A 19,837-nucleotide genomic window follows, 5' to 3' on the forward strand; every position below is an offset into this window, starting at 1 on the left:
CCTAAATTTGGATGCAAGCGCATAGGAACCGCCGCGTCACCTGGGCGTCAGAAGTGAAGGCCGGGTTAGTCGCATCCCTTCGGGTTCGCTCGAGAGGAAGGTGTCGATGGACCTCTTGTTGCGTAGATTTCTGTCTCAATTCATCCGCCGCGGCACGATGACGGTGACCGGCTCGCGCGGATCGAAGTTCACCGTCGGCGACGGCACTGGCGAGCCGGTCGCGGTGCGCTTCGTCACCGCGGAGGCGGAGCGGAAGATCCTCGTCAATCCCGAGCTCGGGCTTGGCGAGGCCTATATGGACGGCGAGTTCGTCGTCGAGCGCGGCACCATAGCTGATGCCCTCGCGATCCTGCTCGATCAACCCGACCTATTGCCGCAGTGGGCAAAACCCTGGTGGCGCCTGCGCTACCTGACGCGGCATCTGAAGCAATTCAATCAGCGCTCGCGCTCCCGCCACAACGTCGCGCATCACTATGATCTCGATGCCCGGCTCTATTCGCTCTTCCTGGACGCCGACAAGCAATATAGCTGCGCCTATTTCGAGACGCAGGACGCGACGCTCGACGACGCGCAGCTCGCCAAGAAACGGCACATCGCCGCAAAGCTGCTGGTCAGGCCCGGCCAGCGCGTCCTCGACATCGGCTCCGGCTGGGGCGGGCTCGGGCTCTACCTCGCCGAGATCGCCGGCGTCGACGTCACCGGCGTGACGCTGTCGCGCGAGCAGTTGCAGCTCGCCAACGCGCGCGCGGCCGAAAAGCGCCTGACCGGCTCGGCCAGATTCCTGCTCCAGGACTATCGCGACGTCGAAGGCCCGTTCGACCGCATCGTCTCGGTCGGCATGCTCGAGCATGTCGGCGCCCGCTTCTACGACACCTACTTCCAACGCTGCGCCGAGCTGTTGAGCGAAAACGGCATCATGCTGCTACACGCGATCGGCCGTTCGCAGGGCCCGGACTCGACCAATCCCTGGATCGCCAAATACATCTTCCCTGGCGGCTACATCCCGGCGCTGTCGGAGGTGCTGCCGGCGATCGAGCGCGCCGGCCTCCTGGTCTGCGATATCGAGATCCTGCGCCTGCATTACGCGGAGACGCTGAAGGCCTGGCGGGAACGTTTCATGGCGCGGCGCGAGGAGGCCGTGCAGCTCTACGACGAGCGCTTCGCGCTGATGTGGGAATTCTATCTGGCGGCCTGCGAGATGACGTTCCGCAAGCAGGCCATGATGAACTTCCAGATCCAGCTCACCCGGCGCCAGGGCGTGGTGCCGATGACCCGCGACTACATGCCGCGTGAAGAAGCCCGGCTGCGAGCTCGCGAACGCACGAACAAGCCCAGGCTGAAATTGGCTGGTGAATAGGTCTTAGTCTGGTGAATAGATCCTAGTGACGCAGGGTCGAAATTTGGGAGGAGCGGAAACTGGCCGTTAACGCCAGTTGCGCCCTCAGCGCGACCAGGATTTCCGGGGCGACCGGCTGGCGACGTATTTCCGGCCGTTCCGCGTGCTCCATGGCCGCAATCAGCCCCGAGAGCCAAAGCCGGCTACCTGCCTCGCTCCGCCAAATCTGGTGCTGCCGTTCTGGCCGCATCGCCTGCCTCGTTCCCTGTTGACGGATCGCGGGAGACAATTCCCTCCCCCGCCTGCCTGTTCCCGTCTTACCCCCGAAAGATTCCGGGGAGATGTGATCCAATTCACATAAGTCTGGTCGGGCCTGGCCTAGACCGTCGCCATGAGCAAAGAGACCCAAACCTCATTCGACGTGCAGGACGACCTCCGCACCGATTACGCCCTGATCGTTACCGGCGTCGGGGCGGCTCTGGTTGCGCTGGTCTACCTCCTGCTGGTCTGAAGGCGAGCCCAAGGCCGCCAGCGTGCGTCATTTCGCGCGCCTCTGGATTCGTCTGCGCGCCAATCCATCAGGTTCATGCCATAAGGCTCATCGTTTCTGGATTTTTCCATGGCGCGGTCGCGGCCGCATCCTGGCCGGGGCGAGTTCCGCAAAAATCCGTCAAGCGCGACGCGTGCTGCGAGCGCTAATCATCCACCATTTTAACTGAGCGGTTGATAGCGGTCAGCTTTCGCTTCCGCTTTGCACCGAGGCGGCGCTTTATCCCGGCCCCGCATCCGCCCAAGAAAATTGCTAAGCACGTCCGACCATGGCCCTGACTGATTCGAACGTCCTCAAACTCGCCCCCGAGCCCGGAACTCCCGCCTATCGGAGCGCGCCGCATAATATCGAAGCGGAACAGAGCCTTCTGGGCGCAATCCTGGTCAACAACGATGCGTTCTACCGTGTCTCCGACTTCCTCGAGCCGAAGCATTATTTCGAGCCGCTGCACCAGACCATCTACGAGACCGCCGGCAGCCTGATCCGGATGGGCAAGATCGCCACGCCCGTGACGCTGAAGACGTTCCTGCCCGCCGACACCGATGTCGGCGGTATGACCATCGGGCAGTATCTGGCGCGCCTCGCGGCCGAAGCGACCACCATCATCAATGCCCAGGACTACGGCCGCACCATCTATGACCTCGCGCTGCGACGCGACCTCATCGGCATCGGCGAGGACATGGTCAATGTCGCCTATGACGCCCCGGTCGATTTCGCGCCGCGCGCGCAGATCGAGGACGCCGAGCGCCGTCTCTACGAACTCGCCGAATCCGGCCGCTATGACGGCGGATTCCAGAAATTCTCGCAGGCGCTGGCGGTCGCTGTCGATCTCGCTGCAAAGGCGTTCCAGCGCGACGGCAAGCTGTCCGGCATCTCGACGGGCATGCGCGACCTCGACACCAAGATGGGCGGCCTGCAGCACTCCGACCTCATCATCGTCGCGGGCCGTCCCGGCATGGGCAAGACCTCGCTGGCGACCAACATCGCCTACAATGTCGCGCAAGCCTATGTGCCGGAACTCCAGGCCGACGGCACCACGAAGGCCGCCAATGGCGGCGTGATCGGCTTCTTCTCCTGTGAAATGTCGGCCGACCAGCTCGCGACCCGTATCGTGGCCGAGCGCACCGGCGTTCCCTCCTCCCACATCCGCCGCGGCGGCATCTCGGAAGCCGATTTCGAAAAGATTCGCGAGGTCTCGATCGAGCTGCAATCGCTGCCGTTCTATGTCGACGCGACCGGCGGCCTGTCGATCGCGCAGCTGATGGCGCGCGCGCGCCGGCTGAAACGGCAGAAGGGCCTCGACCTGCTCGTGATCGACTACATCCAGCTGCTGTCGGGCTCAGGCAAGCGGAGCGATAACCGCGTGCAGGAAATCACGGAGATCACGACCAGCCTGAAGGCGCTGGCGAAGGAACTCAACGTTCCCGTGATCGCGCTGTCGCAGCTTTCACGACAGGTCGAATCCCGCGACGACAAGCGGCCGCAGCTCTCGGACCTTCGTGAATCCGGCTCGATCGAGCAGGACGCCGACGTCGTGCTGTTCGTGTATCGTGAGGAATATTACCTCGCCATGAAGGAGCCGCGCCCGGGCACGCCTGAGCACGAGAAGTGGCAGCTTGACATGAGTCTTGCGCACGGAAAGGCCGAGGTCATCATCGGCAAGCAGCGTCACGGCCCCACAGGCACCGTCGACCTGGCCTTCGAAGCCTCGGTCACGCGGTTTGGCGACCTCGCCCCTGACAGTCAGCTTCCGGTTCGCAGCGGCAACGACTACTGAGTTCCTTGAACAGGACCTGCCTCTTGCGTAAAACGGCGTCATGACAATGGCGTCCGACCCGAAAACCATCTCACAATCCGGCCTTCTCTCCGCGGAGGCCAACCAGGCTGCCGCGCTCGCTGCCTATGGCGGCGTGCTGACCGTCGATCTCGACGCCATCATTGCCAATTGGCGCAAGCTCGAGAAGACCGCGGTGCCGGCCGAATGCTCGGCGGTGATCAAGGCCGATGCCTATGGCTGCGGCGCCGCCGAGGTCGCGCGCGCGCTGAGCAAGGCCGGCTGCAAGACCTTTTTCGTCGCCACCATCGAGGAAGCGCGCAAGGTGCGCGCAGCCGTGCCGGAACCCACGATCTACGTGCTCGGCGGCTATTTCCAGAATACCGGCGAGCATTACGCCAAGATCAATTGCCGTCCGGTCATCGGCGACCTCAACGAGCTCGCCGAATGGGACGTGTTCTGTCGCCGCACCGGCTGGACCGGGGGCACGGCGGTTCACATCGACACCGGCATGAACCGGCTCGGCCTGACGCTATCGGAAGCGCAGGCCATCATCCCACGCATCAATGCCGGCGATCACGGCATCACGCTGGTGATGAGCCATCTGGTCTCGGCCGAGCAGCTCAACAGCCCGGTGAACGCCAAGCAGCTGGCAGCCTTCCGCGGCATCGCCAGCGAATTCTCCGGCGTGCCGGCGGCGCTCGCCAATTCCTCCGGCATCTTCCTCGGCGCGCCCTTCCAGTTCGATATGGTGCGGCCGGGCGCTGCGCTCTATGGCGTCAACCCGACGCCGGAGGCCGACAATCCGATGCAGCCGGTGGTCGACCTCAAGGCTCGCATCGTGCAGATCCGCACCATCGAGCGCGGCGAAACCGTCGGCTATGGCGGCACCTGGACCGCGCGGCGGCCGACGAAACTGGCGATCATCGCGGTCGGTTATGCCGACGGCTATTTCCGCGCCGCCAGCTCCAATGACGGCACCCGCGGCGCCGAGGTTATCGTCGCCGGCAAGCGCTGCCCGGTCGCCGGCCGCGTCTCCATGGATCTGATCGCGATCGACATCACCGATCTGCCGCCGAATGCAGCGCGGCGCGGCCACATGGTGACGCTGCTCGGCGAGGGCATCACCGTCGACGAGCTCGCGCATCATTTCGGCACCATCGGTTATGAGGTGCTGACCAGCCTCGGCCACCGCTACGCCCGCCTCTACAAGGGCGGCAATGTGGAGGAGCCGCTGGTGAAGCCGGCGGCCGCGCAGACCGCCGAGCAGCCGCCCTCCCCGCCGCCGATCGAGCAGCCGGCGGCCCCGCCGCCGCTGCCGGGCTGAACTCTCGTGCCCCGGACGCGGCGCGCGCGCCGCACTTCACATGCACTGCAGAGCCGGGGCCTATCTCTCTACATCTGACCGTGTCGCCTTCTAGGTCCCGGCTCGCGCTGCGCGCGTCCGGGACACGGAAGGGATCGCTTACTTCTTCTTCCTGTTGTCCAGCGCCGCCTTGCAGGTCGCGCTGAGCTGGTCGCGCTTGTCGGTGAGGCAGGCGACGACGCGCCCTCCACCCGGCGCGATGCCGGCGCAGAATTTGTCATAGTCTGCCTTGCACGCGCCGCGCGGGTCGGAAGATTGTGCCGACGCGGCCCCGGAGAACGCGAGGGCGACGATGATGGCGGCAAAGTTCAACTTGGACATTGTATCTCCGGGTACGGAAGGCAGGAGCCGGTAGCTCTACATGAAGATCGCGACATTCAACATCAACAACGTCAACCGCCGCCTGCCCAATCTGTTGGCATGGCTGCGCGCCGCAAAGCCCGATGTCGTCGCGCTTCAGGAATTGAAGGCAAGTGATGGCGAATTTCCGGCGGCCGCGATCGAAAAGGCCGGCTATGGCGCGGTGTGGCGCGGACAGAAGGCCTGGAATGGTGTCGCCATCCTCGCCCGCAATGCAGAGCCCATTCTCACCCGCGACCGCCTGCCTGGAAAACCGAGCGATCTCGAAGCCCGCTACATCGAAGCCGCCGTGCGCGGGATCATCGTCACCAGCATCTATTTGCCGAACGGCAATCCGCAGCCGGGACCGAAATTCGACTACAAGCTGGACTGGTTCGCGCGCCTCAGGCGCCACGCCAAGAGCTTCATCAAGCAGGATCTGCCGGTCGTTCTCGCCGGCGACTACAACGTCGCGCCTACAGAGATCGACATCTATCCGACGCGCTCATGGGACAAGGATGCGCTGATCCAGCCAAAGAGCCGCGCAGCCTTTGCTTCGCTGGTCGAGCAAGGCTGGTGCGATGCGATCCGCGAGCTGCATCCGGAGCAACGCATCTACACGTTCTGGGACTACAAGCGGAACCGCTGGCCGCGCGATGCGGGGCTGCGGCTCGATCATCTCCTGCTCAGCCCTGCCCTCGCCCCGCGCCTGGCCAAGTCCGGCGTCGACAAGAAGATCCGCGGCGAGGATGGCGCCAGCGATCACGCACCGGCATGGGTGGTGTTGAAGTAACCTCAATGGTGGGCAAAGCGACTTGTCCGCCGTAGCTCGACGAGCGAAGGCGGAAGCGTGCCCACGCAATCCCGGCTTACGGAGACAGATGGTGGGCACGGCGCAAGTGCGCCTTTGCCCACCCTACGAGATCACGCGAGTTCAGCGCCCATAATAGTCCTGCACCGTCTCCCACGCCGCCTTTTGCAGAAGCTGCGCCGTCCCCGCATCCAGCCCCATGGTGTAGGAACTGTCGACAAGAGCACGAACGTGCTGCGGACATCGGCGCGCATGCATGCTCACCACAAGTTCTTGCCGTCGATCATGTTGACCGGCACCGCCTCCAGATCGAAATCGTCGAACAGACGCGCGTTCACCACGACCTTGGGATTGTCGAAATCCGGCTTGCCGGTCGACCAGTCCGGCGACTCCGAATAGGTGCCGCAGCCGCAACTTGCACAGAAATGATGTTTGACGGTGCGGCTACCCCAGAGATAGGTCGCGACATTGTCCGGCGGTGACAGCAGACGAAACTGCGCCGGCGTGCAATAGGCCCACAGCGCGCCGCGCTTGGCACCGAGCGAGCAGGTGCAGCGCGTCACGCTCGAAGGCACCTCCGTCACCTCGAACACCGTCTCACCGCAATGACAACTTGCCTCGATCGGCATGACCCGCTCCCCGTTGTGTCAGAGCTGGGGCATAGCCAGCTCCTGCTGCCAACATGCTGTCAGCAGCAGGACGCCTCAACCAAAATATGAAAAACAACCCCATGCACAGTAGCCGACCGCTGTCGGATCAATGAGTTACTGATTCCGCAATTCGACCTGCCTGCCGTCGGGCAAAACACCGGCACGATGCCTCTGTCGAGGATTCAGGTGGCGCCTTCGTCGGGAATATTGAGAACAACGCCACAGGCCTTGCAATGCACGGCGTCGGCATCGTGCCTCTGGAGCCCGCAAGCCGGGCACGGAAATCGCACCTTGTGGGGACTGAGGAGAGCGCGTGCGAGATTGAAGAACAGCGTCACGCCGAAGATCATGATCACGACGGTGATCAAGCGACCGAGCGTGCCCGGCAGGGTAATGTCGCCAAAGCCGGTCGTTGTCAGCGCCGTGACGGTGAAATACAGGGCATCGGCATAGTTCCGAATCTCATCGTTGCGAAACTTCTGAGTCTCGTAAACGATCCCGGTCATGACGAAGATGAAAACGGCCAGGTTCGTGACGGCGAAGATGACGTCTTCGTTGCGACGGAAGAACGGAGAATCGATGCGCAATCTCACCAGCATCTGGTAGTCGCGAAGCAGGCCCAACGTACGCAGGATCCGGAAAAAGCCGCCCGCCTCGCCGGCAAGCGGTGCCAGGAACGATACGATCGCAACCATGTCAGCCCAAGTCGCAAGTTGACTGAATTTTCGAAACGGATGCCGATCGACCAGAAGCCGCGCCGAGAAGTCGGCAAGTAACGTGACGCCGAACAGGACATCGAGCGTTTCAACGATCTCGCTGGGCGGCAGGAACGAGGTCGCGATGATGAACAGCACCGTCACGATGTCGAAGGCGAGCAGCGCGTAGCGGAAGCGCACGCCGCTCGGCGTTGCGCCCTCGTAGAGGCGACGGACATTGCTTCTGAGAGAATTGAGAGTCACGGCATCATGATCGCGGTTTGCACGGATGATGGCAACTCGGAGAGCGCGCCGCAACGTGACCAATGACCATTTCTTCAAGATGCGTTTCCGAAACTCCGCCCCGCAATGGGTGTCAGTATCGCTGCGAGGATCGTCCGCTGAATTGAAGCCGACGCGATCGACATTGTTGCGGGTGTCAGATCGGTAACTCGTCGTTGTCGAGAATGAACGTCTTCGTCGAATAGGTGCTGCCAAGGTCGATGTGGAGATAGTCGAGCTTCGCCGTCCAGTTTGCCGCGAGCGCCGCCTCGATGCCGCCCCGACGACCCGATCACGGACTGGGCGATGTCGACATCGACGGCCAAAAAGCCGCTCCGCCGGTGGACCAAGGCCGGAACCGAGGCCGGCTTGAGAGCTGAACCTCTTGACCTCAGCCCATTGGTCAGCATACTGGTCTGACCAAGATCAGACCAGTGGGACGGGAATGGAGCTGAAGCGGGCCACCGAAGGCGAAAAAGGGTTCGAGAAGGTGTTCGCCTTCCTGCGCGAACGCCTGCTTGCGGGCTCGCTCAAGCCCGGCGACCGCCTCATCTCGGAACGCGAGCTGGCAACTCTCCTGGGCGTCAGCCGGCCGATCGTGCGCGAGGCGCTGCGCGCCCTCACGGTGCTCGGCATCGTCGAGATCCGCGACCGCATCGGCACAGTGGTGACCCGGCCGGATGTCTCGGTGCTGAACGACTTCTTCACCTTCGCGCTGGCCCAGCAGGCCGACATGCTCGACGACGTCATGCAGGCGCGCGTCGCGATCGAATGCCAGGCGATCCGCCTCGCCTGCGAGCGCGCCAACATTGCCGATTTCGAACGCCTGCAGCGCGCGCTCGCGAAGATCGGCGAGACGATCGACGAGGCCGATGCCGGCGGCATGGCCGACTTCGACTTCCACCGTGCCATCGTCGTCGCCTCGCATTCGGAGACGCTGACGGTCCTGCATGGTTCGTTGGCCGGCCTGTTGACGCATTCGCATCGCAGCCGCCGCGAGCTGGTGCAGGCCTTCCCGTCGATGAAGACCTATCTGATCGACGATCACCGCCGCATCTTCGAGGCCGTGATTGCGCGCGACCCGGAGCGGGCGGACGCGACCTTGCGCAAGCATTTTGCCATCGGCGACGAGTACCGGCGGCGCGCCATCGTCGGCGACATCGACAAGACCAGCGCCTCGGGATGATTGCGGCAGCGCGGTCAACCAAGAAGCCAATCAACCAAGAAACGGACTGATCACATGGGACGGAACGACAAGGGCAATGTCGGCTTCATCGGCATCGGCACGATGGGCCGAGAGATGGTGCGCAACTTGCTGAGGGCCGGCCACGCAGTTCGCGTGTTCGATCTCAATGAGGCGGCACTTGCCGACAGCGCCAGGGAAGGCGCGACTCGCGCCAACAGCCCTGCCGATGCCGCGCAAGGCGCCGACATCGTCATCACCATGCTGCCCGACACGCCCCATGTCGAGGCGACCATCTACGGCGAGCAAGGCCTGCTGAAGTCGCCGCCGCCGGGCAAGCTGATCGTCGACATGAGCACGATCTCGCCGGTCGCGGTCCGCAAGATCCACGCCGACCTGCAAAAGGGCGGCGTCAGCTTCATCGATGCGCCGGTTTCGGGCGGCCCCGTGGGCGCCAAGAACGCCGCGCTCTCGATCATGGCCGGCGGCGACGCCGACGCGTTCGCCAAGGCCGAGCCGTTCTTTCGTGCGATGGGCACCACCATCACGCATGTCGGCGCATCGGGCGCCGGCCAGACCGTCAAGCTCTGCAACCAGCTGATCTGCGGCATCAACATCCAGGCGATCTGCGAGGCGCTGGCGCTTGGCCGCGCCTCGGGCCTCGATCTCAATCTGCTGCGCCGGGTGCTGCTCGGTGGCTCCGCCGCCTCCTGGATGCTCGACAAGCTCGGCCCCCAGATGATCGCCGGCGACGTCTCCGCCGGCTTCCGGATCGATCTCCAGCTCAAGGACCTTCGTCTGGTCCAGGAGCATGCGCAGGCGCTCAGCGTGCCGCTCCCCGGCACCGCGCTCGTGACCAGCCAGTATGTCGATGCGCGCGCGCATGGCGAAGGAAGCAACGGCAACCAGGCGCTGTTCCGCGTCTACGACCGCATGACCAACCAGACAACCGGCTGAACGGGCGGCGATGAGCCTTCAACTCGACTTTCCCGCAGTGCTGGAGCGTTGGCCGAGCTTTCTCGCCGGCGCCGTCCTCACGCTGGAGCTTGCCGCCTTCGCGACGGTGCTCGGCGCCCTCCTCGGCACGCTCGCGGCGGTCGGGCGCGGAACGCACAACGCGCTGATATCAGGCGCCTGCAAGGTCTATGTCGAGACCATCCGCAACACGCCGCTCTTGGTGCAGATCTTCCTGGTCTATTTCGGCCTTGCCAGTCTCGGGCTGAAATTCTCCGCTTTCGCGGTGGCCGTGGCCGCGCTGACGATCAATGTCGGCGCCTACACCGCCGAGATCATGCGCGCCGGCTTCGAGGCGATCCCGCGCGGACAGATCGAGGCGGCCGAGGGCCTGGCGCTGTCGCGCCTCCAGATCTACTGGCACATCATCCTGCTGCCGGCGATCGAGAAGGTCTATCCGGCGCTGACCAGCCAGTTCGTGCTGCTGATGCTGGCCTCTTCGGTCTGCTCGCAGATCTCGGCCGAGGAGCTCACCGCGGTCGCCAACTACATCCAGTCGGATACCTATCGCGCGTTCGAGACCTACATCATCGTCGCAGTTCTCTACGTCATCCTGTCGCTGGTGATGCGCGCCGGCTTCTGGGGCCTCGGCCTCGTGCTGTTTCCGCGCCGTCGCCGGCTCGGCACGCCATTGTGAGATGATCATGGGCGGACATCTCAACATCAATCATCTGATGTTCCTTGGCCAGGGCGCGCTGTGGACCATTGGCCTATCGGTGATCGCGCTAATCGGCGGCGGAATTGTCGGCTTCGTGATCGCGCTCGCGCGGATATCGCCGCTGAAATCGGTGCGGATTGCCAGCGCCGTCTATGTCCAGCTCATTCAGGGCACGCCGCTGCTCGTCATCCTGTTCCTCGGCTATTTCGGCCTCGCCGCGATCGGCCTCAAGGTCTCGCCGCTCGCTGCTGCCGGCGCCTCGCTGACGCTGTACGTCGCCGCTTATCTCGGCGAGATCTGGCGCGGCTGCATTCAGTCGGTGCCGAAGCCGCAATGGGAGGCCGCCGAAGGCCTGGCGCTGAGCCGGACCCAGCGCATGATGAAAGTTATCCTGCCACAAGCCATTCGCATCGCGACGCCGCCCACCGTCGGCTTCATGGTGCAGATCGTCAAGAACACCTCGCTCGCCTCCGTCGTTGGCTTCGTCGAGCTGATGCGCTCCGGCCAGATCGTCAACAACTCGCTGTTCGAGCCGTTCGCCATCTACGCCATCATCGCCGTCATCTATTTCGCCATGTGCTATCCGCTGTCGCTGTTCAGCCAGAGGCTGGAACGGCGGATGGGGCGTGGCAGATCCAACCTCGCGCCGGCCTGACATGCAACAGAACCCCTCCTCTGATTCAATCGTGTCGCTCCGCGACGTGCAAAAGAGCTTTGGCTCGCTCCGGGTCCTCGATGGCGTCAGCTTCTCGGTCGAGCGCGGCGAAGTGCTGGCGCTGATCGGCCGCTCAGGCTCCGGCAAAAGCACAGCGCTGCGCTGCATCGACCGTTTCGAGAAGGTCGACGGCGGCGAGATCGTCGTTTGCGGGCATCGGGTCGACCGTCCCGACGTCGATCTGCGCGCGCTACGCCAGGACGTCGGCATCGTGTTCCAGAGCTATAACCTGTTTCCACACCTGACAATCGAGCAGAACATCACGCTGGCACCCTGCGCGGTGAAGGGCCTGGCGCACTCGCAGGCCAAGGACCTCGCGCGAAAGGTGCTGGCGCAGGTCGGGCTCGAGGAGAAACTGCACGCCTATCCCGAGCAATTGTCGGGCGGCCAGCAGCAGCGCGCCGCGATCGCGCGCTCGCTCGCCATGCAGCCGAAGGTGATGCTGTTCGACGAGGTCACCTCTGCGCTCGACCCCGAGCTCACCGCCGAAGTGCTGAAGGTGATCGAGCAGCTGGCTGCGGACGGCATGACCATGGTGATGGTCACGCACGAGATGGGCTTTGCCAAAGGGATCGCCGACCGGATCGTGTTCATGCATCGCGGCAAGGTTCACGAGACCGGCCCCGCCTCGATCCTGACATCGCCGACGACGCCGGAACTCACGCAATTCGTGGGCACCGGAAATCTAAAATCATAACAGGGAGAGGAGAACTAGGAATGACCAACAAGACACTGCTTGGGACCGCCGCCGCGCTGCTCGGCCTCGTCATTTTGTCCACCACGCCGGCATCGGCCGACCTGCTCGACGACGTGATGAAGGCCAAGAAGATTCGCATTTCAACCGACCTTGCGATTCCGCCCTCGGGCATGATGGATTCCGGCATGAAGCCGACCGGCTCCGACGTCGAGGTGGCTCAGCTGCTCGCCAAGGACTGGGGCCTCGAGCTCGAATTCATCCAGACCACCGGCGCGACCCGCATCCCGAACGTCCTGACCGGCAAGGCCGACATCATCATCTCGACCCTGTCGGTGACGCCCGAGCGCGCCAAGGTCATCGACTTCACCAAGCGCTATGCGACGCTGCAGTCCGACGTCGGCTGCCTCAAGTCGATGAACGTCAAGGACTGGCCCGACCTGAAAGGCAAGACCATCGGCGTTTCGCGCGGGACCACGCAGGATACCACCCTGTCCAACATGAAGGACAAGGAGCTGACGATCGCCCGCTATGACGACGACGCCACGGAAGTCACGGCGGCCGTCTCCGGTCAGGTCGATTGCGTCGGCACATCGGCCACGATCATCAACCAGATCGGCGTCAAGAATCCCGCCCGCATCTTCGAGTCGAAGATTCCGCTCGCAACCTTCGACCTCGCCATCGGCCTGAAGAAGGGCGAGCAGCGCCTGATGGACAAGCTCAACGGCTGGATCACCGAGAACGTCAAGAACGGCAAGCTCAACGCGATCTACAAGAAATTCCACGGGGTCGAGCTGCCGCCCGACATGCGTAGCTGAACGAAGAGAAGCCGTGACAGCCGCTTTCCGGCTGTCACGGTCAATGCAAAATCAAGAAGGACACCACATGCGTCTCGTCATCGGATCCGACCACGCCGGCTGGCCGCTCAAGCAGACCGTCATCGACCACATCCGCAAGCTCGGCCACGACATCGTCGATGTCGGCTCCCATGACGACAAGCCGGTGGACTTCCCCGACATCGCGCGGGCCGTGGCGCAGAAGGTGACGTCGGGCGAAGCCGCGCGGGGCATCATGGTCTGCGGCACCGGGGTCGGAGCCTCGATCGCGGCCAACAAGATGAAGGGCATCCGCGCCGCGGTCTGCCACGACGTTCATTCCGCCCATCAGAGCGTCGAGCACGACGACGTCAACGTCATGTGCATCGGCGCGCAGATCGTCGGCGCCTGGCTCGCCGTGGATCTCGTCTCGTCCTACCTCTCCGCGGAATTCTCGACCGACGAGGATTTCCGCCGCCGGGTCGAGAAACTGCGCGTCATGGACGAGCAAGGCTGAAGGCCTCTCCGCCATGATCCTGGTGTTCGGATCGCTCAACATCGATCTCGTCGCGAAGGTCCCGATCATTCCCGGCCCCGGCCGGACGGTGCTCGCGCCGTCCTACCAGATTCATTTCGGCGGCAAGGGCGCCAACCAGGCTGTCGCCGCCGCGCGGATCGCGCGACCGGGACAAGTCCGGATGGCGGGCCGCGTCGGCCGGGACGGGTTTGGCGACAGCGCGATCGAGAACCTCCGGACAAACGGTGTCGACACCGGTCTCGTCGTCGCGGCCGACGAGCCGACCGGCTGCGCCTTCATCACGGTCGATCAGGCCGGCGAGAATGCGATCACGGTGGCAGCGGCGCCAACATGGCCGCGAGTGCCGGAGATCTTGGTGCCGCACTCTTCACGCCCGACACGGTGCTGGTGCTTCAGATGGAAGTGCCCTTCGCGCAGGCGCTCGAGGCTGCGCGCAGGACGACATTGGCCGCCGGCACCGTCGTCTGGAATCTCGCGCCCGTCCCGGAGAGGATGACCCGCGAGATGGTGACAAAGCTTCTTGCCGTGACCGACCATCTCCTCGTCAACAAGCACGAGGCGCTGGACGCCGCCGCAGCCATCGACCTCGCTACGTCCAGTTACGAGGCCGCTGCCGCGGACCTCGCCAGGGCCGGCGACCTCACCTGCATCGTGACCGCCGGTGCGCAAGGCGCGCTGGCCGTGACGGCCGACGGCACCCGCCTGCGAGCGCCCGCCCCGCGCATCACGCCGGTGGACACGACCGGCGCTGGCGACACCTTTGTCGGCGCGTTTGCGGCCATGCTGAGCGAAGGCGTGTCGCTGCAGATTGCGCTCGATGTGAGCTGCGAAGCCGCCGCATTGAAATGCCTCAAAGCCGGCGCCCAGACCGGCATGCCGATGCGCAGCGCAATAGGTTCCCTCGCCTAGCACGAATCGCCCATATCGCTGCCCGCGGCTAAACTCTCCCGATTCGTGGAGAGCGTTTTGGCCTTCCTCTTCGTCCTCACCGTCGGCCTCGTCGCCGGCACCATCTCAGGCATCGTCGGCACCGGCTCGTCGATCATGCTGATGCCGGTGCTGGTCTACGCCTATGGGCCGAAGGAGGCGGTGCCGATCATGGCGGTGGCGTCCGTGATGGCGAACTGTTCGCGGATCCTGGCCTGGTGGCGCGAGGTCGACTGGCGGGCCTGTGCGGCCTACTCGGTCACGGGCATTCCGGCGGCCGTGCTCGGCGCACGGACGCTGCTGGCGCTGCCTTCGCATGCGGTGGACCTCGCCATCGGCATCTTTCTGATCGCGATGGTGCCGGTGCGGCACTGGCTGGCGCGGCACGACCTCAAGGCCAATCTCTGGCATCTCGCCGTCGGCGGCGCCGTGATCGGCTATCTCACCGGCATCGTGGTCTCGACCGGCCCGCTCAGCGTGCCGCTGTTCCTGTTCTACGGACTCAGCAAGGGCGCTTTCCTCGCCACCGAGGCGGCCTCCTCGCTCGGCCTCTACTTCGCGAAATCCGTGACCTTCGAGCGCTTCGGCGCGTTGACCGGCGATGTCTTCATCAAGGGGCTGATCACGGGCGCCTCACTGATGTCGGGCGCCTTCATCGCAAAACGCTTCGTGCTGCACCTGAAGCCGGACATGTTCCGCCTGCTGATGGACGCGATCATGGTCGCGGCCGGGCTCTCCATGCTATGGAACGCGACGCAATCTCCGTGAGCACGATTGACGCCCCATGGCCAAGAACACCCTTTCCTTCGTCTGCCAGAACTGCGGCGCGGCCTATAACCGCTGGCAGGGCAAGTGCGAATCCTGCGGCGAGTGGAATACGCTCGCGGAAGAAGACACCAGCGGCAGCGTGCCGGTCTCGATCCGCTCCAAGCGCAAGGGACGAACGTTTGCGCTGGAGAGCCTCTCGGGGAAAACCCAGGATGCGCCTCGCCTGTCCTCAGGGATGACCGAGCTCGACCGCGTCACCGGCGGCGGTTTTGTCCGCGGCTCGGTGCTGCTGGTCGGCGGCGACCCCGGCATCGGCAAGTCGACCTTGCTGACGCAGGCCACCAGCATGATGGCGCGCGCCGGCCACCGCATCGTCTACATCTCCGGCGAAGAGGCGGTCGCGCAGGTGCGGTTGCGCGCCGAACGGCTGGGGCTGTCGGATGCGCCGGTGCAGCTCGCCGCCGAAACCTCGGTCGAGGACATCGTCTCGACGCTGTCGGAGGGCGCGGTCCCGCGGCTGATCGTGATCGATTCGATCCAGACGATGTGGACCGACACGGTGGAATCCGCGCCCGGCACGGTGACCCAGGTGCGCGCCTCGGCACAGGCGCTGATACGTTTCGCCAAGAAGACGGGCGCTGCCATCATCCTGGTTGGTCATGTCACCAAGGACGGCCAGATCGCCGGCCCCCGCGTGGTCGAGCACATGGTCGATGCCGTGCTGTCGTTCGAGGGCGAAGGCTCGCAGCAATTCCGCATCCTGCGCGCCGTGAAGAACCGTTTCGGCCCGACCGACGAGATCGGCGTGTTCGAGATGACGGGCCTTGGCCTGCGCGAGGTCACCAATCCCTCCGAGTTGTTCCTGTCCGAGCGCGATCTCGGCACGCCCGGCACCGCAGTGTTCGCAGGAATCGAGGGCACGCGGCCCGTCCTGGTCGAATTGCAGGCACTGGTGGCGCCGACCTCGCTCGGCACGCCGCGGCGCGCGGTGGTGGGCTGGGATCAGAGTCGGCTCTCGATGGTGCTGGCGGTGCTGGAGGCCCATTGCGGGGTCAAGCTGTCGGGCCACGACGTCTATCTGAACGTGGCGGGAGGTCTGCGCATCCACGAGCCCGCGGCCGACATGGCCGCCGCGGCCGCGCTGGTGTCCTCCCTGGTTAATGCGCAGTTACCCACCGATGCGGTCTATTTCGGCGAGATTTCACTTTCTGGCGTGATCCGGCCGGTGGCGCAGACCCCGGCCCGGCTCAAGGAGGCGGTCAAGCTGGGCTTCAAGCGCGCCGTGCTGCCCGAATCGGCCCGAGGCGGGGATGCCGGCGGCGACGCCGGACTGTCCCTGAATGCGGTCAACAGCCTGACGACATTGGTCGCAGAGATTGCCGCCAAGGGCTCCCGCCGGGGCGAATCGAACGCGCCGGCAGAGAAAAATGCCACACCGGCAAGATTCCGCCGTGGAGAGGGTTAGGTGGAGGTGACGTCGGAGGCCCCCGCCGCTATACAGCCGTCACAAAAGCAGCATGGGATTGCGTGGTTGCGGCCTTGCCGGGAACGCCGTCTGCCCCTCTTTTAGGGCAGCGGCCAAACACCGATTCGCTAGAGCACCTTCGACGTACGAGCGGACCAGACCAGCCGATGCCAGTAACACTCCTCGACCTGATCCTGCTCGGTGTGATGCTGATCTCGGGCCTGCTTGCCATGGTCCGCGGCTTCATGCGCGAAATCCTGTCGATCGCGGCCTGGGGCGCCGCGGCGATCGTGACGCTGTACTCGTTCTCGAAGCTGCTGCCGACCGCCAAGACCTATTTCAACAACGACACCGTCGCGAGCGTGGTCGTGGTCGCCGGCGTGTTCGTGGGCACGCTGGTCGTGGTTTCCGTGATCACGGTCCGGATCTCCGACATGATCCTGGATTCCAGGATCGGCGCGCTGGACCGCACCCTCGGCTTCCTGTTTGGCCTGGCTCGCGGGCTTTTGATCGTCGTGGTCGCCTTCCTGTTCTTCACCTGGCTGGTTCCGGACAAGCAGCGCCCGGACTGGGTGACGGGGGCCAAATCCCGCGTCGTGCTCCAGGGAACCGGGGATTGGCTGATGGCCCTCTTGCCTGACGACCCCGAGAACACCATCTTGAAGAGATTCAAGAAAAACAAACCAGATGATGATCAAGCTGAATCCGAGCAGCAGCCTTCGGGCAGTGGTGACGGATACAGTAAACCTGCTCGTGACAGTTTGAAGAAACTGATCGAGAAACCTGCGGCGCGTTGATTGCCCTTAAAGAGAGGCGCGGACGAGATGCGACACCCTGACCAGGACGCCCAACTTGATCTCGATCCAAACGCCGGTCCGGGTCCGGCCGCACTAGAGGTTCAGGACGACCTGGAAGGAGATACGCTGCGCGAGGAATGCGGCGTCTTCGGCATCTATGGCCACCCCGACGCCGCCGCCATCACCGCGCTCGGTCTCCACGCCCTTCAGCACCGCGGCCAGGAAGCCGCCGGCATCGTCTCCTACGACGGCAGCCGCTTCCACAGTGAACGCCGCCTCGGCCTCGTCGGCGACACCTTCTCCCGCCGCGAGGTGATCGACCGCCTCCCCGGCAATATGGCGGTCGGCCATGTCCGCTATTCCACCACCGGCGCCACCATCCTGCGCAACGTGCAGCCGCTGTTCGCCGAGCTCAATGCCGGCGGTCTCGCGGTCGCCCATAACGGCAATCTCACCAACGGCCTGACGCTGCGCCGCGAGCTCGTGAAGCACGGCGCGATGATGCAGTCGACCACCGACACCGAGGTGATCCTGCACCTGGTCGCGCGCTCCAGGCGCGCCCGCTTCATCGAGCGCTATATCGACGCGCTGCGCGAGATCGAGGGCGCCTATGCGCTGGTCTCGCTGACCAACAAGAAGCTGGTCGGCGCGCGCGATCCGCGCGGCATCCGTCCCCTGGTGCTCGGCGAGCTCGACGGCTGCCCGATCCTGACCTCGGAGACCTGCGCGCTCGACATCATCGGCGCGCGCTTCATCCGCGACATCGAGCCGGGTGAAGTCATCGTGTTCGACGAGAACGGCCAGGACATCCACAAGCCGTTCCCGCCGATGGCGCCGCGTCCCTGCATCTTCGAATACATCTATTTCGCCCGCCCGGATTCCATCGTCCACGGCCGTTCGGTCTACGAGGTGCGCAAGGCCTTCGGTGCGCAGCTCGCGCGCGAGAGCCACGTGCCGATCGACGTCGTCGTGCCGGTGCCGGATTCCGGCGTCCCCGCCGCGGTCGGCTACAGCCAGTATTCCGGTGTGCCGTTCGAGCTCGGCATCATCCGCAACCATTATGTCGGCCGCACCTTCATCCAGCCGACGCAGGCGATCCGCGAATCCGGCGTGCGCATGAAGCATTCGGCCAACCGTGCCGCGATCGAAGGCAAGCGCATCATCCTGATCGACGACTCGCTGGTGCGCGGCACCACCTCGAAGAAGATCGTGCGCATGATGCGCGATGCCGGCGCCAAGGAAGTGCACTTCCGTCTCGCCTCACCGCCGATCCTCTATCCCGATTATTACGGCATCGACCTGCCCGATCGCGGCGGTCTTCTCGCGGCGACGCATTCGCTGGAGGAGATGCGCGAGATCATCGGCGCCGACTCGCTCGCCTTCCTGTCGATCGACGGCATGTACCGCGCCATGGGCGAACCCGGCCGCGATCCTGCCAATCCAAAATTCTCGGATCACTGCTTTACCGGCGCCTATCCGACCCACCTCACCGACCAGACCCAGACCGAGCAGCAGCCCCGGCAGCTGTCTCTGCTGGCGGAGGCGAGCTGACCCTCGGCTGTCATTCCGGGGCGTGCGCAGCGCGATCCCGGAATCTCGACGTAGTCCTGTAAGCTCTGGATTCCGGGTTCGATGCTTCGCATCGCCCCGGAATGACGGCGTGATGGGGGCTTGTCCCGGCCAGCCACGGCTGTAAAACCCCGCCATGACCAATCCTCTCGCTGACCGTATCGCTCTCGTCACCGGCGCCTCGCGCGGCATCGGCTATGCCACCGCCATCGCGCTCGCCAAGGCCGGCGCGCATATCGTAGCGGTGGCGCGCACGCAAGGCGGGCTCGAAGAGCTCGACGATGAAATCCGCAAGATCGGCGGCAGCGCCACGCTGGTGCCGCTCAACCTCACCGATTCCGACGGCCTCGCGCGGCTGGGCGCCGGCCTGCACGAACGCTACGGCAAGCTCGACATCCTCGTCGGCAATGCCGGCGTGCTCGGCCCCTCCTCGCCGATCGGTCATATCGAGCTGAAGACCTTCAACGACGTGATGGCCGTCAACGTCTCCGCGAACTTCCAGCTGATCCGCTGCATGGAGCCGCTGCTCAAGCAATCCGATGCCGGGCGCGCCGTGTTCATCACCTCGGGCGCCGCCAACAAGGCGACCGCCTATGTCAGCCCCTACGCGGCGTCCAAGGCCGCGCTGGAGACGCTGGCTCGCGCCTGGGCGCAGGAGACCGCGAACACGAAGTTGCGCGTCAATCTGTTCAACCCGGGACCGGTCCGCACCCGCATGCGCGCGACGCTGATGCCGGGCGAAGACCCGGCGACGCTCGACACCGCCGAGCAGGTCGCCGAATTCATCGTGCCGATGTGCGCGCCTGACTGGACCGAGACCGGCAAGTTCTACGATTACAAGACCCGCAGCCTGATGAGCTTCCGCTCCCCAGCCTGATTGACTCGACTGCC

Annotated in this window: 20 protein-coding genes and 1 pseudogene; 18 read left to right on the forward strand and 3 right to left on the reverse strand. The window is 64.6% G+C overall.

All coding sequences use genetic code 11. The features are described from left to right. Window positions 1-106: 106 nt before the first annotated feature. From A3AS_RS0110665 to alr, 3 genes are all read left to right on the forward strand, one after another. Window positions 107-1,357, forward strand: coding sequence for a cyclopropane-fatty-acyl-phospholipid synthase family protein (locus tag A3AS_RS0110665; protein ID WP_026201878.1), 1,251 nt, complete (start codon window positions 107-109; stop codon window positions 1,355-1,357). Window positions 1,358-2,154: 797 nt separating this feature from the next. Then, window positions 2,155-3,663, forward strand: coding sequence for a replicative DNA helicase (locus A3AS_RS0110680; RefSeq protein ID WP_018317583.1), 1,509 nt, complete (start codon window positions 2,155-2,157; stop codon window positions 3,661-3,663). Window positions 3,664-3,709: 46 nt separating this feature from the next. Beyond that, window positions 3,710-4,987, forward strand: coding sequence for an alanine racemase (gene alr, locus A3AS_RS0110685; protein WP_020508661.1), 1,278 nt, complete (start codon window positions 3,710-3,712; stop codon window positions 4,985-4,987). 138 nt (window positions 4,988-5,125) lie between these two features. Here alr and A3AS_RS0110690 read toward each other — a convergent pair whose 3' ends face one another. Then, window positions 5,126-5,347, reverse strand: a complete 222-nt coding sequence (locus tag A3AS_RS0110690; protein WP_018317585.1) for a cysteine rich repeat-containing protein — start codon at window positions 5,345-5,347, stop codon at window positions 5,126-5,128. Window positions 5,348-5,387: 40 nt separating this feature from the next. On the opposite strand from A3AS_RS0110690, the gene A3AS_RS0110695 reads away from it, so the two are divergent. Then, window positions 5,388-6,158: an exodeoxyribonuclease III gene (locus tag A3AS_RS0110695; protein WP_018317586.1), complete on the forward strand. Its 771-nt coding sequence runs from the start codon at window positions 5,388-5,390 to the stop codon at window positions 6,156-6,158. Between the two features lie 278 nt (window positions 6,159-6,436). Here A3AS_RS0110695 and A3AS_RS0110705 read toward each other — a convergent pair whose 3' ends face one another. Further along, complete coding sequence (locus tag A3AS_RS0110705) at window positions 6,437-6,805, reverse strand: GFA family protein (protein ID WP_018317588.1); 369 nt, start codon at window positions 6,803-6,805, stop codon at window positions 6,437-6,439. Between the two features lie 203 nt (window positions 6,806-7,008). Then, window positions 7,009-7,785, reverse strand: a complete 777-nt coding sequence (locus A3AS_RS0110710; protein ID WP_026201879.1) for a potassium channel family protein — start codon at window positions 7,783-7,785, stop codon at window positions 7,009-7,011. Window positions 7,786-8,248: 463 nt separating this feature from the next. On the opposite strand from A3AS_RS0110710, the gene A3AS_RS0110715 reads away from it, so the two are divergent. From A3AS_RS0110715 to A3AS_RS0110775, 14 genes and pseudogenes are all read left to right on the forward strand, one after another. Next, window positions 8,249-8,989, forward strand: a complete 741-nt coding sequence (locus tag A3AS_RS0110715) for a FadR/GntR family transcriptional regulator (protein ID WP_018317590.1) — start codon at window positions 8,249-8,251, stop codon at window positions 8,987-8,989. Continuing rightward, on the forward strand, window positions 8,990-9,943 hold the full coding sequence (locus A3AS_RS0110720; protein ID WP_371260667.1) for an NAD(P)-dependent oxidoreductase: 954 nt from the start codon (window positions 8,990-8,992) through the stop codon (window positions 9,941-9,943). Between the two features lie 10 nt (window positions 9,944-9,953). Continuing rightward, entirely contained in the window at window positions 9,954-10,637 is a 684-nt protein-coding gene (locus tag A3AS_RS0110725; protein ID WP_018317592.1) for an amino acid ABC transporter permease, read from the forward strand. A gap of 7 nt (window positions 10,638-10,644) precedes the next feature. After that, complete coding sequence (locus A3AS_RS0110730; RefSeq protein ID WP_026201880.1) at window positions 10,645-11,313, forward strand: amino acid ABC transporter permease; 669 nt, start codon at window positions 10,645-10,647, stop codon at window positions 11,311-11,313. Window position 11,314: 1 nt separating this feature from the next. Further along, entirely contained in the window at window positions 11,315-12,070 is a 756-nt protein-coding gene (locus A3AS_RS0110735) for an amino acid ABC transporter ATP-binding protein (RefSeq protein WP_026201881.1), read from the forward strand. Window positions 12,071-12,090: 20 nt separating this feature from the next. Further along, entirely contained in the window at window positions 12,091-12,885 is a 795-nt protein-coding gene (locus A3AS_RS0110740; RefSeq protein ID WP_018317595.1) for a transporter substrate-binding domain-containing protein, read from the forward strand. Between the two features lie 67 nt (window positions 12,886-12,952). Further along, the gene (rpiB, locus tag A3AS_RS0110745; RefSeq protein WP_018317596.1) at window positions 12,953-13,399 is read left to right on the forward strand and encodes a ribose 5-phosphate isomerase B; all 447 of its coding nucleotides are present in this window, start codon (window positions 12,953-12,955) and stop codon (window positions 13,397-13,399) included. A gap of 13 nt (window positions 13,400-13,412) precedes the next feature. Next, window positions 13,413-13,676, forward strand: a pseudogene (locus tag A3AS_RS49770) (PfkB family carbohydrate kinase); the annotation flags it as partial. A gap of 74 nt (window positions 13,677-13,750) precedes the next feature. After that, complete coding sequence (locus A3AS_RS49775; protein WP_256375080.1) at window positions 13,751-14,329, forward strand: PfkB family carbohydrate kinase; 579 nt, start codon at window positions 13,751-13,753, stop codon at window positions 14,327-14,329. Between the two features lie 57 nt (window positions 14,330-14,386). Next, window positions 14,387-15,115, forward strand: coding sequence for a sulfite exporter TauE/SafE family protein (locus tag A3AS_RS0110755; protein WP_018317597.1), 729 nt, complete (start codon window positions 14,387-14,389; stop codon window positions 15,113-15,115). A gap of 16 nt (window positions 15,116-15,131) precedes the next feature. Next, the gene (radA, locus tag A3AS_RS0110760) at window positions 15,132-16,580 is read left to right on the forward strand and encodes a DNA repair protein RadA (RefSeq protein ID WP_018317598.1); all 1,449 of its coding nucleotides are present in this window, start codon (window positions 15,132-15,134) and stop codon (window positions 16,578-16,580) included. A gap of 167 nt (window positions 16,581-16,747) precedes the next feature. Continuing rightward, entirely contained in the window at window positions 16,748-17,377 is a 630-nt protein-coding gene (locus A3AS_RS0110765; RefSeq protein WP_018317599.1) for a CvpA family protein, read from the forward strand. 27 nt (window positions 17,378-17,404) lie between these two features. After that, a complete protein-coding gene (gene purF, locus A3AS_RS0110770) occupies window positions 17,405-18,928 on the forward strand; it encodes an amidophosphoribosyltransferase (protein ID WP_018317600.1) in 1,524 nt (507 codons plus the stop codon). A gap of 154 nt (window positions 18,929-19,082) precedes the next feature. Further along, window positions 19,083-19,823, forward strand: coding sequence for an SDR family NAD(P)-dependent oxidoreductase (locus A3AS_RS0110775; RefSeq protein ID WP_018317601.1), 741 nt, complete (start codon window positions 19,083-19,085; stop codon window positions 19,821-19,823). Window positions 19,824-19,837: the final 14 nt, after the last annotated feature.

It is taken from the genome of Bradyrhizobium sp. WSM2793 (genome assembly GCF_000379585.1).
GTDB lineage: Bacteria > Pseudomonadota > Alphaproteobacteria > Rhizobiales > Xanthobacteraceae > Bradyrhizobium.